General features: G+C 63.8%; 13 protein-coding genes. 10 read left to right on the top strand and 3 right to left on the bottom strand.

Annotated elements, in window-relative coordinates:
• Positions 1 to 729: a ribonuclease PH gene (gene rph / locus ACIPHM_RS13390; RefSeq protein ID WP_400328574.1), complete on the bottom strand. Its 729-nt coding sequence runs from the start codon at positions 727 to 729 to the stop codon at positions 1 to 3.
• Positions 730 to 941: 212 nt separating this feature from the next.
• Here rph and ACIPHM_RS13385 point away from each other — a divergent pair, with 212 nt between their 5' ends.
• From ACIPHM_RS13385 to ACIPHM_RS13370, 4 genes are all read left to right on the top strand, one after another.
• Positions 942 to 1,871: a YicC/YloC family endoribonuclease gene (locus ACIPHM_RS13385; RefSeq protein WP_400328571.1), complete on the top strand. Its 930-nt coding sequence runs from the start codon at positions 942 to 944 to the stop codon at positions 1,869 to 1,871.
• A 5-nt stretch (positions 1,872 to 1,876) separates the two neighbouring features.
• Positions 1,877 to 2,554 carry a guanylate kinase gene (gmk, locus tag ACIPHM_RS13380; protein WP_400328568.1) on the top strand — a complete coding sequence of 226 codons (678 nt, stop codon included), beginning with the start codon at positions 1,877 to 1,879 and terminating at the stop codon, positions 2,552 to 2,554.
• Between the two features lie 112 nt (positions 2,555 to 2,666).
• Positions 2,667 to 2,873, top strand: coding sequence for a DNA-directed RNA polymerase subunit omega (gene rpoZ / locus ACIPHM_RS13375; RefSeq protein ID WP_039397582.1), 207 nt, complete (start codon positions 2,667 to 2,669; stop codon positions 2,871 to 2,873).
• A gap of 60 nt (positions 2,874 to 2,933) precedes the next feature.
• Positions 2,934 to 5,354, top strand: coding sequence for a RelA/SpoT family protein (locus tag ACIPHM_RS13370; protein ID WP_400328565.1), 2,421 nt, complete (start codon positions 2,934 to 2,936; stop codon positions 5,352 to 5,354).
• A 79-nt stretch (positions 5,355 to 5,433) separates the two neighbouring features.
• On the opposite strand, the gene greB is transcribed toward ACIPHM_RS13370, so the two are convergent.
• Positions 5,434 to 5,994, bottom strand: a complete 561-nt coding sequence (gene greB, locus ACIPHM_RS13365; RefSeq protein WP_400328563.1) for a transcription elongation factor GreB — start codon at positions 5,992 to 5,994, stop codon at positions 5,434 to 5,436.
• Positions 5,995 to 6,189: 195 nt separating this feature from the next.
• Between greB and ACIPHM_RS13360 the strand changes: the two genes are divergently transcribed.
• Positions 6,190 to 7,089: a pirin family protein gene (locus tag ACIPHM_RS13360; RefSeq protein ID WP_400328560.1), complete on the top strand. Its 900-nt coding sequence runs from the start codon at positions 6,190 to 6,192 to the stop codon at positions 7,087 to 7,089.
• Positions 7,090 to 7,253: 164 nt separating this feature from the next.
• Here the strand turns inward: ACIPHM_RS13360 and ACIPHM_RS13355 are convergent, their stop codons facing one another.
• On the bottom strand, positions 7,254 to 9,800 hold the full coding sequence (locus ACIPHM_RS13355; protein ID WP_400328557.1) for a cation:proton antiporter: 2,547 nt from the start codon (positions 9,798 to 9,800) through the stop codon (positions 7,254 to 7,256).
• A 191-nt stretch (positions 9,801 to 9,991) separates the two neighbouring features.
• On the opposite strand from ACIPHM_RS13355, the gene trxA reads away from it, so the two are divergent.
• From trxA to ACIPHM_RS13330, 5 genes are all read left to right on the top strand, one after another.
• The gene (trxA, locus tag ACIPHM_RS13350; protein WP_400329082.1) at positions 9,992 to 10,843 is read left to right on the top strand and encodes a thioredoxin; all 852 of its coding nucleotides are present in this window, start codon (positions 9,992 to 9,994) and stop codon (positions 10,841 to 10,843) included.
• 34 nt (positions 10,844 to 10,877) lie between these two features.
• Positions 10,878 to 11,255, top strand: coding sequence for a cupin domain-containing protein (locus ACIPHM_RS13345; RefSeq protein WP_400328554.1), 378 nt, complete (start codon positions 10,878 to 10,880; stop codon positions 11,253 to 11,255).
• Positions 11,252 to 11,839 carry an AAA family ATPase gene (locus tag ACIPHM_RS13340; RefSeq protein ID WP_400328551.1) on the top strand — a complete coding sequence of 196 codons (588 nt, stop codon included), beginning with the start codon at positions 11,252 to 11,254 and terminating at the stop codon, positions 11,837 to 11,839. Before ACIPHM_RS13345 ends, ACIPHM_RS13340 begins: the two co-directional genes overlap by 4 nt.
• A 126-nt stretch (positions 11,840 to 11,965) precedes the next feature.
• Positions 11,966 to 13,066 (top strand): amino acid ABC transporter substrate-binding protein, encoded by a 1,101-nt coding sequence (locus ACIPHM_RS13335; RefSeq protein WP_400328548.1) that lies wholly within the window; start codon positions 11,966 to 11,968, stop codon positions 13,064 to 13,066.
• A 53-nt stretch (positions 13,067 to 13,119) separates the two neighbouring features.
• Complete coding sequence (locus ACIPHM_RS13330; RefSeq protein WP_400328545.1) at positions 13,120 to 14,091, top strand: amino acid ABC transporter substrate-binding protein; 972 nt, start codon at positions 13,120 to 13,122, stop codon at positions 14,089 to 14,091.
• Positions 14,092 to 14,209 lie beyond the last annotated feature (118 nt).

Below are 14,209 nucleotides of genomic sequence, written 5' to 3'. Positions count from 1 at the left end.
TCAGACTCCCAGCGCGCGCTTCTGTGCGTCGATCAATTGACGGATGCCGGCGTCGGCCAGATCGAGCAGCACGTTGCTTTGCGCGCGCGTGAAGGGCGCACCTTCGGCCGTCCCCTGAATTTCGACGAATCCGCCTTCGCTCGTCATGATGACGTTCATGTCGGTGTCGCACGCCGAGTCTTCGGCGTAGTTCAGGTCGAGCACCGGCTGGCCCTGATACAGCCCGACCGAGACCGCCGCGACGTGAGCACGAATAGGCGATGCTGCGAGCTTGCCCTCGGCGATGAGCTTCGAGACAGCGTCGTGCGCGGCGACGAATGCGCCGGTGATCGAGGCGCAACGCGTGCCGCCGTCGGCCTGAATGACGTCGCAATCGATCTGGATGGTGCGCTGGCCGAGTGCCTCGAGATCGAACACGGCGCGCAGCGAGCGGCCGATCAGACGTTGAATCTCTTGCGTGCGTCCGCTTTGCTTGCCACGGGCGGCTTCGCGATCGCTGCGCGTATGCGTGGCGCGCGGCAGCATGCCGTACTCGGCGGTCAGCCAGCCCTGGCCCGAATCGCGCAGGAAGCCCGGCACTTTTTCCTCAACGCTGGCGGTACAGATGACCTTGGTTTCGCCGCATTCGATCAGCACGGAACCTTCGGCGTGGCGGGTGTATTGGCGGGTGATGCGCACGGGGCGCAGTGCGTCTTGCGCACGGCCGTCCGGGCGGGTGATTTGCGTCATGAGTGAATGTCCTGCGAGGTGAATTTATGCGGCAATACCCGAATGGTATCGCTAAACGCTGCGGGCTTGGCGGCACGGCCCTGCATTGCGTGCCGATTCGGGAGCCTCGGGCCGGAAAATGCGATAATCGCGTTTCATCCATTGCATGCGAATCCGGTGGCTGCCCCGCTGCGCTGAAAATGCGCCACGGCGCTGTGGTCCCGGTTACCCCGATGAAAGACAACAATATCTATAGTATGACCGGCTACGCCAGCGTCACGCGCGACATTGCGCATGCCGATGGAGTCGCAGGCGCGAGCGTGTCGGTCGAATTGCGCACGGTCAATTCGCGCTTCCTCGATCTGGCATTTCGTATGCCCGAAGAAGCGCGCGCCTGCGAGCCGGTGTTGCGTGAAGCGCTCACCGCGAAACTCTCGCGCGGCAAGGTGGACATCCGTATCAACGTGCAACGTCCGGAGAGTGGCACGAACGGCGCGCTCAACATCGACGCCGTCAAACAACTCGCCGATCTCGAACAGCAAGTGCTCGCGCTCTTCCCGGACGCCGAGCGCATGCGCACCGGTGAAATCCTGCGCTGGCCGGGCGTGCTCGGCGAAGAGTCGGTAACGGCCGAAGCGCTGCGCGACGCCGTGATCGACGCAGGACGTGCCGCCATCGGCGATCTCGTGGACGTGCGCCGGCGCGAAGGCGCGCAACTCAAGGGGAGCCTGATCGAGCGCATTGAAAAGATGGAAACGATCCTCACGGGCCTCCAACCTCTCGTGCCCGAACTGATCGCGCGTCATCAGCAGAAGATCGTCGATCGTCTGCAGGAAGCGCTGGGCGTGGTCGTGCCGGAAGGCTCGGCTGCCCCGGGCAAGGAAGAAATCGCCGAGCGCATTCGTCAGGAAGTCACGATGTACGGCGTGCGCATCGACGTTGCAGAAGAACTCACGCGACTCGACGCTCACCTGAAGGAAACCCGCCACATTCTCGACAAGGGGGGGCTGGTCGGCAAACGGCTCGACTTCATGATGCAGGAGCTCAATCGCGAAGCGAATACGCTCGGCTCGAAGGCAGCCTCGAAGGAACTCGCCGATGCCTCGATGGAGCTCAAGCTCTACATCGAGCAGATGCGCGAGCAAGTGCAGAATCTGGAGTAAGTCGTATGTCCCCGCAATCACAAGCCCCGCAAACCGCCCTGCATGCCGAGTATCCCGGCAATCTGTTCATGGTGGTCGCCCCCTCGGGCGCGGGCAAGTCCACGCTCGTCAACGCGCTGCTCGCACAGGACGACGAGATTCGTCTGTCGATCTCGAGCACCACGCGCGCGCCGCGTCCCGGTGAAGTCGACGGTGTGCAGTATCACTTCCTGACGGCGGAAGATTTCGTCGCACGTCGCAAGCAGGGCGAGTTCCTGGAAAGCGCGGAAGTGCACGGTAATTATTACGGCACGTCGCGTGTGTGGATCGAAGAGCAAATGCGCGACGGTCACGACGTGCTGCTCGAAATCGACTGGCAAGGCGCCCAGCAAGTGCGCAAGCGTTTCATCAACGCGGTGGGAATTTTCATTTTGCCGCCGTCGATCGCCGCGCTCGAAGAACGTCTGAAAAAGCGCGGTCAGGACGAGCCGAACGTCATCACGCGCCGTTTGCTCGCCGCCGGTGGCGAGATGGCACATGCGCCGGAAGCGGACTTCATCATCATCAACGAAGACTTCCAGCGTGCGCTCGCGGAGCTCCAGGCCGTGGTCACGGCCACGCGTCTGGGCTTCACTTCGCAGCGCGCGCGACACGAGTCGCTGTTCGTCGAACTCGGCATTCACTCGCCGCAGGAAGACGAGTAACGGTCCGAGTCGAGGATTACTGCATTGCGCAGCTTGTGCGTGGCGCTCGTGTTTTGCGCGGGCGCGCGCCGGCTGCGATAGAATACGCCTTATATTGAGAAGGAACCTCCTTATGGCCCGAATTACCGTTGAAGACTGCCTGAAACAAATTCCGAATCGCTTCGAGCTCGCTCTCGCCGCGACCTACCGCGCCCGTCAATTGGCGCAAGGTCATACGCCGAAGCTCGAAAACAACAAGGACAAGCCGACCGTCGTCGCGCTGCGCGAAATCGCTGCGGGGCAGGTTGGCATCGAGATGCTCAAGAAAGTGCCGCTCTGATCGGGAGACTGCACTGATGCGATGTGACGTTCCGGGCCGCTCGACGATGCAGGTACACGTATGAGTCATGCGAAATCACCGGCCGCGTCCATCGCTGCGGATGAACCCAAAGCGGGGGAGCCCAAGCCCGAGCGCAAGAAGAAAAAGGGCGAGAGCGCCACGCGACAGTACATTGACGCGCTGCTAGAGCAGTCGTACCGGCATCTCTTCGGTCCGACGGCTACACCTGAGCAGCCACGCAAGCATGAGGTCGTCTCGATTGCCCGTCTCAAGGGCATGCTTGGGGAATACCTCAAGGAGAGCGACCTCGCGCAAATCAAGGAAGCCTTCCAGTTCAGCGATGAAGCCCACCTGGGCCAATATCGCCAGAGCGGACAGCCTTACATCACCCATCCCGTCGCCGTAGCCGAGATCTGTGCCGAGTGGAAGCTCGATGTGCAGTCGATCATGGCCGCCTTGTTGCACGACGTGATGGAAGACCAGGGCGTGACCAAAGCCGAACTCGCCGAGCGATTCGGGCCGAAGGTCGCGGAACTGGTCGACGGTCTGTCGAAACTCGACAAGATGGAGTTTCGCAGCCGCGAAGAAGCGCAAGCCGAAAGCTTCCGCAAGATGCTGCTGGCGATGGCGCGCGACGTTCGCGTCATTCTCGTCAAGCTCGCGGACCGGCTGCACAATATGCGCACCCTCGGCGTGACGTCGACGGAAAAGCAGCGCCGTGTGGCGCGCGAGACGCTCGACATCTATGCGCCCATCGCGCACCGTCTCGGTCTGAACAATACCTATCGCGAACTTCAGGATATGAGCTTCGCGAATTACCATCCGCGTCGCTACGCTGTGCTCGACAAGGCCGTGAAGGCCGCACGCGGCAACCGGCGCGAGGTGGTGGGCAAGATTCTCGACGCCGTCGAGAAAGCGCTGAAAGACGGCGAGGTGAGTGCCGACGTCTTCGGCCGCGAGAAAACGCTCTTCAGCATCTACACGAAGATGCAGGAGAAGCAGCTATCGTTCTCGCAGGTGCTCGACGTGTACGGCTTCCGTGTGGTCGTCGAGTCGAACGCGCAGTGCTACCTGGCCCTCGGCGTGCTGCACGCGCTCTACAAGCCGGTGCCGGGCAAGTTCAAGGACTACATCGCGATCCCGAAGGTCAACGGCTATCAGTCGTTGCACACGACGCTCGTCGGCCCGTTCGGTACGCCCATCGAATTCCAGATCCGCACGCGCCGCATGCATGAGATTGCAGAAGCGGGCGTGGCCGCGCACTGGCTGTACAAGAACGGCGGCGCGGACATGAACGACGTGCAGAAGCACGCGCATCAATGGCTCCAGTCGCTGCTCGACATTCAGAGCGAGACCGGCGATTCGACGGAATTCCTCGAACACGTCAAGATCGACCTGTTCCCCGATGCGGTCTACGTCTTCACGCCCAAGGCGCGCATCATGGCGCTGCCGCGCGGCGCCACGGCGCTCGACTTCGCCTACGCGGTCCACAGCGATCTGGGCAACCAGTGCGTGGCCGTCAAGATCAATAACGAGTTGCTGCCGCTTCGCACGGAGCTGAAGAACGGCGACATCGTGGAAGTCATCACCGCACCGTATTCGAAGCCGAACCCCGTGTGGCTCGGCTTCGTGCGCACGGGCAAGGCCCGCTCGGCCATTCGTCATTACCTCAAGACGATGCGTTTTGCCGAGTCGGTGCAGCTTGGCGAGCGTCTCGTCGAGCAGGCGCTCAAGGGCTATGGCCTGACGATGAGCGAGATTTCGCCGGAAATCTGGGACAAGCTCGCGCAGTGGACGGGCAACAAGGATCGTCAGGACATCTTCGCGGATATCGGCCTGGGACGTCGCGTGGCGGCAGTCATGGCCAAGCGCCTGGCGGTGCTCCTGTCGGGCAAGGAAGGCGAGAGCGACGACAGCCCGGACGATCCCGATTCGCCGCGTACTGGCGACGAGAATGTCGGCCCGCCGGTGCTTATCACCGGCACGGAAGGCATGTCGGTGCAATTCTCGGCGTGCTGCCGCCCGATTCCCGGCGACGCCATCATGGGCTACATCGGCATCGGGCTGGGCATGGCGATTCACACAACGGATTGCCCGGTCGCGCGCCGTATCCATCGCAAGGACCCGACCCGCTGGATCGACGTGGCATGGGCGCCGCAGCCGGGGCGTCTGTTCGACGTCGGCATCAAGGTGCTGGTGCATCACAACCGTGGCGTGTTCTCGCGCGTGGCGGCCGATATCACCGCGTCGGACGCCAATATCGTGCACATCGGCATGGACGAAGTGGTGCCGGACGAATCGGCGACGCTGCGTTTCCTCATTCAGGTGAGCGACCGTGTGCATCTGGCCAACGTGATGCGCCGTATCCGCGTGAATCCGGATGTGATGCGCGTGGCGCGCGAGCGCCCGAGCGAACGGCATCAGGAAGAAATCCACGCCAATCACGCCATGCGCATTGCACGCGAACGCGGCAACTACTGATACGACGCCTGCTGAAATGGAAAGCGCCTCCCTTGGGAGGCGTTTTTCGTTGAGGCGCTAACGAACTCGCGTATCTTCGTCACTCCGACGGCGGATAGCGCACGTGAAGAATCTCGATCTGATCGAGCCCCGCCGGGGTGCGCAAGGGCACGGTGTCGCCGACCTTCGATTTGGTGATCGCGCGCGCGATGGGCGAAATCCAGCTCACATGCCCGCGCTCGAGATCGACCTCGTCGATGCCGACGATCATGATCGTATGCTCGTCGCCCTTGCCGTCGGCATACGTCACTTCTGCGCCGAAAAACACCTGATCGACGTTTTCCTGACGACGCGTGTCCACAACCTCGGCGTTGTCCAGACGCCGCGTCAGAAAGCGAATTCGCCGGTCGATTTCGCGCAAACGCCGCTTGCCGTAGATGTAATCGCCGTTCTCCGAGCGGTCGCCGTTAGACGCCGCCCACGACACGATCTTCACCACTTCGGGACGCTGATTGTCGATCAGATCGAGCAGTTCGTCCTTCAGGCGACGATAGCCGGTGGGCGTGATGTAGTTCTTGGTGCCCGCGGGAATCTCCGGGGCGCCGGCGTCGAGATCGTCATCGTCGTCGCCGTTGTCTTCCTTGACGAAGGCCTTGTTCATAAGTCGATGCCCGCGCAGCGCGCGTGCCAAAAGCGTTGCACAATTCCTGCATTATAGGAGCGATGCTGCCCGCGCACGCGCGCCGCCACGTTTTGATGGCGACGGGGCGACCTCGACCCGGTGTGATGGAGGCCTGCCCGCAATGTCCTCTACAATCGGGCAGCAGCCCCACATGAACGCAGGAGAACGAGCGCCATGACCGATTCCAAGAGTCCTTTCCTTGCCGTGCTCAAGCCGCATTTGAGCGATATCGGCGCCTTCACCGTGCAGCGCAGCCTGCCGAGTCTGCCGTTCAGGACGGTGGGGCCGTTTATCTTCTTCGACCACATGGGCCCGGCCACGCTGGCGCCGGGGCAGGGCATGGACGTGCGTCCGCACCCGCATATCGGCCTGGCCACCGTCACCTATCTGTTCGACGGCGAGATCCTGCACCGCGACAGTCTGGGCAGCGATCAACGCATTACACCCGGGGCGGTGAACTGGATGACGGCTGGACGCGGCATCGTGCATTCGGAGCGCACCCCGCCCGACGTGCGTGAGCGCGGCGGCGATGTGCACGGGATTCAGACGTGGGTCGCGCTGCCGCAGGCCGACGAGGAAACGGCGCCGTCGTTTGCGCATCATGAGGCTGCGTCGTTACCGGACATTTTCCTGCCGGGCGTTCACATGCGGCTGATTCTGGGCGAGGCGTTCGGGGAGACGGCCCCGGTGAAGGTGTTCTCGCCGATTTTCTATCTGGCGGTCGAGATGGCGCCGTGCGCGGCGTTCGTGTTGCCGCCGGCGTATCAGGAGCGCGCGATCTACACCGTTCAGGGTGAGGTGACGGTGAACGACGAGGTGTTGCCGGCGCAGCGCATGGGGGTGCTCGCACCGGGTGCGGACGTGCGCATCGTGGCCGGTGACGAACCCGCGCGGCTGATGTTGCTCGGCGGCGCACCGCTCGACGGCGAGCGCTTCATCTTCTGGAACTTCGTGTCGTCGAGCCGTGAGCGCATCGAGCAGGCCAAAGCGGCCTGGACCGCGCAACAGATGGGCAAAGTCCCCGGCGAGACGGAGTGGATTCCGTTGCCTGAGCGCAAACCGTCGGCGAGTTGAGCGGCATTCAGGCTCGTGACGGTTGTACAACCGTCGTACTGATCGCACGCAAACGCCTGTTGCCGAAGGCGTCGGCAGCAAGCGTTTTTCATTGAGGTCTGTGCCCCAGTGTGCGCTCACGCACTTACGCACTCAGTCACTCAGTCGCTAACGCACTCAAGCACTCACGCACTCAGCACGATCACCGAGCACCGGCGGTCTTCGAGCAGCCGATGCGAGATGGCGCCGAAATTGAGCCGGTCGCCGAAGCGCGGCTGTACGCCGAGCACGAGCAGATTGTGTTTGCCGTGATGGATCTGATGCAGCACGGCGTCGTCGACCTTGCCGCCTGCGAGCAGCCGCGTACGAAGTGCTACGCCGTTGCGCTCGGCCAGAGCTTGCAGGTTCTCCATCATGGCGGCTTCGGCGGCGTCCGGACGCAGCACGCGAGGACGCCAGCGGCGGTGCAGCATGCCGGGCGCGACACGCGCCGAGACGTGCAGCGCCGTAACGGGCGCGTTCGCCGCGCGTGCGAGCGTGATCGCCAGCTCGGCGGCGTGACGCGAGTAGTCGGTGCCCGAGACCGGCACGAGGATATTCAGGGGCGCGTCGGGCTTGCGGATGTGGTCGCCATGCGCGAGCACGATGGCGATGGCCCCGTCGAACGCTTTGGTGAGCGGCAACACGCCGGTAGGCAACGGCAGCGGCGGAACGTCGGAGTCCGACTCTTCGCCCGGGGCGTCGAATCCGGCGATCACGAAGCCATACCCCTTGGCAATTTCGTCCGAGATGCGCGTGGCTTCGTCGCTGCTGTCCGGCTGAGCCGCTGCTTGTGCACGAGCGGTATCCGAGGGATCGTCGGCGCCGAATTCGCCTTCCTGCGAGGCCTCGCTCACCCGCTTGTCGTCGTGCGCTTCGCCAACGGGTTCGTGTCTGGGGACGTCGTTGCCCGATTCGTCCGTGGCCGGGGCCTTGTCGTTCTTGCCCTCCTTGATAGGCCCGTGCGGCAGTTCCGGCGTTTTCTGCGGCGGCTTGCCGGTGCGCTCGCGCAGCACGAGACGGGCGGCCTCGCGTCCTCGGTCGGACGGCTTGTCCTCCTTGACTCCCGGCGTGCCCGGTGCCCGCGCGACCGCTCGCGTGGCAGCGGCGAGCGCGATGTCGTAGGCATCGCATCCGGCGCTTTCGTCATCGTCGGCCTTGTCTTCGTCGGTGGCCCCGGACGCTTTCGCGCGGCCTTTGGCCGACGACGTCGGCGTGGCCTCGTCATCGTTGCTGACCTCGCGCGCGACTTTGCCGCCATCCGTTTCGGCGGGCGACGGCGCCAGCACGGTCGTCAGCGTGCCGCGCACGCCCGCCGTCAGCCCGGCGATCCATGCGGCGAAGCGTCCGTTGGCGCTGCCGTCGACCGCAGCCAGAATGCGCTCGACGTTCGGCAGGAAATCCTTCTCCTCGGCGGCTTCTTTCTCCAGCCGCGCTTTCTCCTGCTCGGAGAGCGGAATGCGCACCAGCGCGCGCCGCAATACGGGCGGCATGATGAGCGTGGTGATGAGCGCCATGATGACGATCATCGTGAACAGGTCCTGGCTGAGCACGCCGAGCGACAGGCCAATGCTCGCGACGATGATCTCGGTCGAGCCGCGTGCGTTCATGCCGGTCGCCAGCGCGAGGGCTTCGGCCGAGGACATGCCACCCAGGCGTCCGCCGATGAAGCATCCCGTGAACTTGCCGAGGCTCGCGATCAGAATCAGTCCGACTACCAGGCCGAGCATGCGCCAGTCGAGCAGAATGGTCAGATCCACGGACAGCCCCGCCACGCCGAAGAACACCGGCGCAAAGAGCGCGACGATCAGCCCGCGCAGTTGGGCTTCGATCTGCTCGGAGAGAATGGGCGATTGCCCGATCATCACACCCGCCATGAACGCGCCGAGTGCTGTGTGCACACCCAGCTTGTCGGTCGCGAGCGCCAGCACGAAGGTGATGACGAGAATGGCGCTGAGCACGGGCATCTCGATGGTGAGACGGTCGTTCGTCCAGCGAATGGCAACGGCCACGGCGCGCTTGCCGACGGTGAAACACAGCACGATGAAGAGCAGCGTGCCGCCGAGGCTGAACGACAATTGGCCGATATCGATCGAGCCGCTCGCACCCAGCCCCGCAATGGCGGCGATGATGATCCAGCCGGTGGTGTCGTCGAGAATGGCGGCGGCGAGGATGATCTGGCCGATATTGCGTCGCAGGTAGTCGACTTCGCGAATGACCATCGCCACGACTTTCACTGAGGAAATCGACAGCGCCGTGCCGAGGAAGAGGGCGGTGACGAGCCGTGCTTCGGGGTGCGGGAGGAGGTTGTCGGGCAGATGCCAGCCGAGGGCGAAGCCGAACGCGAACGGGATCAGCATGCCGCCTGCGGACGCGAAGATCGCCATGCGCTTCATCCGGCGCACGAGGCCCAGATCGGTCTCCAGCCCGGTGGAGAGCAGAAGCAGCAGCACGCCCAGCTCGGAGACGGCGTCGAGCATCTTCTTCTGGGCTTCGTTATCGGGGAAGACGGCGTGTTGCCAGGCGGGCAGGAGCGCGCCGAAGATGGACGGGCCGAGCAGCACGCCGGCCAGCAACTGTCCCATGACCGCGGGTTGGCGCAGGCGCTGCATCACCTCGCCGAGCAGGCGGCCGACGAGCACCAGCAAGAGGAGTTGCGTGAAGAAAATCGCCGTGCCCTGGCCCGCGTGCATGTGCCTCCCTGTCTGTGGTGGGACTGCCGGGGCATCAGGCCAGACGCGCGGCCGAGCCGGGAACCCGAGGCGCCGAAGCGCGTCCGTACCGATTTGCCCAGTTTTGCGATTACCATGCTTCAAGCTGACGGCCGATTTGCATGCGCGACGGCCGCTATTCACGCAATTTACCACGCTCGATAGGACCTATGATCGATACCAATCTCGCCAGCTTCGACACCGACGTGCTGGCCGTCTCGCATCAGGTGCCCGTGCTGGCCGACTTCTGGGCGCCGTGGTGCGGCCCCTGCAACACGCTCGGACCGATGCTCGAGAAGCTGGAGGCCGAAGCGCAGGGGCGCATTCGTCTCGTGAAGATCAATGCCGACGAGAACGCGCAACTTTGCGCCGAGTACGGCGTGCGCAGTCTGCCCACGGTCGTCGCGTTCGTCGACGGCGAGCCGGTCGATCAGTTCGTGGGCGCGCTGCCGGAAGGGCAGTTGCGCGCGTTCATCGACCGCGTCGTACCGAACCCGGCGGAAATGGCGCGCAGCGTGGCACGCAAGGCGCTCGCGGACGGGCAGCCGGCGCTCGCCCGCGACGCCTTGCAGGCCGCGCTGGCGCTGGACCCCGCGCATGACGACGTGCGTCTCGATCTGGTGGACGTACTGCTCGGGATGGGGGAGGTCGACGCTGCCCGCACGGAACTGACGTTGCTCTCGCCGCGCACGGCCGCCAGCGGCGACGCCCGCATTGCGGCGCTGAACACGCGTATCGCCGCCGCCGAGCAGGCGAGCCATCTGCCCCCCGCGCAGGAGTTGCTTGCGCGCGTGGACGCGGACCCCACCAATTTGCAGGTGCGACTGGACCTCGCCAACCGCTATCTGGCCGATCGCGCTTACGAGCCGGCGTTGCAGACATTGCTGGATATCGTGCAGCGCGACCGTTCGTTTGGCGACGACGCCGGGCGCAAATCGATGCTCGCGATCTTCGACGCGCTCTCCGAAACCGATCCGGCCACGGTGGCCGCATGGCGACGCAAGCTGAGCGCGGCGCTGAATTGAGCGACGCATCTTTTCTCCACTTTTCCGAACGCCGATGACTGCTCCTTCTCTTATTACGTTTGCCCCCGCTCAGGCGGGTGAGGCCATCTTCGATCACCCGGCGCAGGCTCGCCGCGTGAGCGGCAATCCGCAACGCATGACGCGTCCGTTCTACACCGATGCGCTCGGCGAGTTCGATTGCGGCGAATGGACCTGCGAGCCCGGTGCATGGCGCATCGCCTTCGGTGCGCATCGTCAGGAATACTTCTCGGTGATCGAGGGACGCATTCGCATCAGCGATCTTGAGGGGAACGCATCGGAGTTCGGGCCGGGCGACGCGTGCGTGATTCCGGCGGGCTTCGAGGGCGTATTCGAGGTGGTGGAGCCGGTGCGCAAGCACTTCGTAATGTTCGAGCGCAAGGCGGCGTCATGACACGTCTGATCTTTTTCTGTGGGCACGCCGGGGCGGGGAAGACGACGCTGGCGAAGCGTCTGATCCGTACGCTGATCGCGCGCAGCGGCGAAGCGTTTTGTCTGCTTGACAAGGACACGCTTTACGGGGACTACAGCGCGTCGGTCATGGGGGCGCTCACGGGCAATCCGAACGACCGCGATAGCCCGCTGTATTTGCAGACGCTGCGCGAGCCGGAGTACGCCGGGTTGCTGGAGACGGCGCGAGAGAATCTGCGCCTGGGCGTGAACGTGCTGGTGGTCGGGCCGCTCTCGCGCGAGTTGCGCGAGGGGCTGCTGTTTGACCGGGCGTGGCTGGGGGTCGACGACGATGTGGGCGTGCATGTCGTCTGGGTGGATCTGGGCGAGGGGCATGCAAAGGAACGCATCATGAGCCGTGGCAACCCCAACGACGCCTACAAACTGGCGCATTGGGACGAGTACCGTTTGCGGCGCTTCCTGCCGCCCGCAGCGGCATTCCCCAATCTCCTGCGCTTCGACAACACCGCGCCCACGCTCGAGGACGACGAGCAACTGTTGCAGACGCTGTTGACGCAGACGCGCTGAAGCAAGGGCATGGGCACGGGCCTATTGTCTGCGTGGGATTAGTCTGAAAACACGTATTCCCCCCGGCGGTCGCGGGCGAGCCATTGCTAAGGTGTGGGCATTTTCCTCCTTGGCTTCGGGTCGACCATGACTCTCCTGTTCGCGTCCTTTCGTCGGTGGCTTCGGTTTCTCCCTTTCGGTGTGATGGTCGTCGCCGCGCACGCGGCACTCGCGGGCGAGCCGCCGATGCCCGGCATGCCGCGTCTGGGCGTGATAGCTGCGCCAGTGCCGGTGTCGCCGCCAGCCTCCGGTGACGGCACCGTCGCACAAGCGCCGGCTTCCGGCGACACCCCCACGATGGCCCGCATTCGCGATCGCGGCCGCATTCTTCTGGGCTATCGACAGACGGCCGTCCCGTTCTCGTATGTCAACGCCGAGGACCAACCGATGGGGCTGGCATGGGCGTTATGCCAGCGCATCGTGCCCCAGTTGCAACGTGAAATGGCGATGCCCCAGTTGCGCAGCACGCCGGTACGGGTGATCGAGCAAATGCGCGGGCCGCTGATCGAGGGAGACGCGATCGATATCGATTGTGCTCCGTCTACGGTGACCGCGGCACGCAAGCGTCAGGTGGCGTTCAGCCTGCCGTATTACACGGCGAACGTCAGGCTGATGGTGCGTCGCGGGAGCGGCATCGATTCGATCGAGCATATGCGCGGGCTGCGGCTCGCTGTCGTGCAGGGGACGACTGCCGAGCGGCTCGTGCGGGAGCAACACGCCCGCGTGGGTTTCCAGCTTCTGATGGCGCGCGATTACGACGATGCGTTCCGGATGCTGCAAGAGCGCCGCGCACAGGCGCTCGCACTCGACGACGTGCTGCTCGAAGGCCTGCGCGCCACCAGCAAGACACCGGCCGCGTTCGACATCGTCGGCGCACCGCTTTCCAAACATCCCGAGTACTACGCATTGGTCTTGCCCAAGGACGACCGGGCGTTCAAGGCGCGCGTCGATGCCGTGCTTGCCGAGATGTTCCGCAACGGCGATATGGCAAAACTCCAGCGGGAGTGGTTTCAGACCCCGTTGCCGCCTCATGGACACAATCTGAACCTCAAACCGTCGCCCGAAGTGCAGGCGCTCTGGGAAAACGGGGCGCGGTATCGCAACGAGAAGGATGCCCGAACGCCTTCCAAACCGATGTCGCGCCTGCCGTTGGTGCATAAGCTAATGACTAACGTTTCTTTGCACTGATCTCCCCATGTCTGTAGATTCCTATCATGCTGTTAATCCGATAGGAATTTGCTGTGAACGGTTTCAAGGAAGTGAGCTGGAAAATCGCCGCCAAGCGCGTCGCGCTCGGTCTCTCGCTGTGGTTTGCCGCCCAGGCCGGTGTATCGAGCGCCATTGCCGCACCGGCCAAGGCAGACGCCGTCGTCGCGCTGCCCACCGTCAATGGTGAGCTGACCGGTACCCTCAAGAAGATTCATGACACGGGGTTGATTACCCTCGGCTACCGCGAAGCCGCCATTCCGTTTGCCTATGTGAACGACAAGGGCAAGCCGGTCGGCTATACGATGGATCTCTGCTACGCCGTGGTCGACGCCGTCAAGACCGCGCTGAATATGCCGAATCTGCGTGTGCGCGAGATGTCGATTACGCCGCAGAACCGGATTCCGCTGGTGAAGAACGGTACGGTCGATCTGGATTGCGCCCCGAACACGATTACCCCGGAACGTGCCGAACAAGTCGGCTTCAGCCATCCGTATTACGTCTCGGAAGTGCGTCTTCTGGTCAACAAGAAGGACAACATCAACGGTCTGGACGACCTGAAAGGCCAGAACCTGGTGGCGTCGGCCGGCTCGACCGGTGAGCGTCTGGCCCGCATGCAGGCGGACAAGATCGGCTTTCGCGTGATTCCGGCCCGCGATCACGGGGAATCGATGATTACGCTCGAAACCGGCCGCGCCAAGGCATTTGCACTGGACGATGTGCTGCTCGCGGGTTTTCGCGCGAACGCACGTGATCCGGGGGCGTTGGCGATCGTCGGCGCCCCGCTGGAGACGGAGCTCAACGCGTTGATGCTGCGTCGCGACGATCCGCAGTTCAAGCGCTTCGTGGATACGACGCTCGCTCACGTGTTCAGCTCGGGTGAGATCCGCCGCATTCAACGCAAGTGGTTCCAGCAGCCGATTCCGCCGCGTAACGTGAATCTGAACCTCGAACCGAGTAAGGAAGTGATCGAGGTCTGGCACAAGGGTTCGAAAGTGACCGACTGACGCGCGTCCCATATGTTCGACACGGGGTGACGGGATAGACCCTCAGCCCCTGTCCACAGGCTCGAAGCCCGCCGATAGCAATATCGGCGGGCTTCTTCGTTTACACATTTGGGGCCCG

The sequence above is a fragment of the Pandoraea sp. NPDC087047 genome (genome assembly GCF_044745225.1).
Taxonomy (GTDB): domain Bacteria; phylum Pseudomonadota; class Gammaproteobacteria; order Burkholderiales; family Burkholderiaceae; genus Pandoraea.
The sequence above is the reverse complement of the archived record's forward strand: the minus strand, read 5'-3'. Positions and strand labels throughout refer to the sequence as shown.

Bases quoted from the DNA above. Each gene is read 5' to 3' on its own strand.
- ACIPHM_RS13360 (WP_400328560.1), top strand. From the start codon at position 6,190: ATGACCGATTCCAAGAGTCCTTTCCTTGCCGTGCTCAAGCCGCATTTG.
- rph (WP_400328574.1), bottom strand. From the start codon at position 729: ATGACGCAAATCACCCGCCCGGACGGCCGTGCGCAAGACGCACTGCGC.
- ACIPHM_RS13370 (WP_400328565.1), top strand. From the start codon at position 2,934: ATGAGTCATGCGAAATCACCGGCCGCGTCCATCGCTGCGGATGAACCC.
- ACIPHM_RS13340 (WP_400328551.1), top strand. From the start codon at position 11,252: ATGACACGTCTGATCTTTTTCTGTGGGCACGCCGGGGCGGGGAAGACG.
- ACIPHM_RS13355 (WP_400328557.1), bottom strand. From the start codon at position 9,800: ATGCACGCGGGCCAGGGCACGGCGATTTTCTTCACGCAACTCCTCTTG.
- greB (WP_400328563.1), bottom strand. From the start codon at position 5,994: ATGAACAAGGCCTTCGTCAAGGAAGACAACGGCGACGACGATGACGAT.
- gmk (WP_400328568.1), top strand. From the start codon at position 1,877: ATGTCCCCGCAATCACAAGCCCCGCAAACCGCCCTGCATGCCGAGTAT.
- ACIPHM_RS13385 (WP_400328571.1), top strand. From the start codon at position 942: ATGAAAGACAACAATATCTATAGTATGACCGGCTACGCCAGCGTCACG.
- ACIPHM_RS13335 (WP_400328548.1), top strand. From the start codon at position 11,966: ATGACTCTCCTGTTCGCGTCCTTTCGTCGGTGGCTTCGGTTTCTCCCT.
- ACIPHM_RS13345 (WP_400328554.1), top strand. From the start codon at position 10,878: ATGACTGCTCCTTCTCTTATTACGTTTGCCCCCGCTCAGGCGGGTGAG.
- rpoZ (WP_039397582.1), top strand. From the start codon at position 2,667: ATGGCCCGAATTACCGTTGAAGACTGCCTGAAACAAATTCCGAATCGC.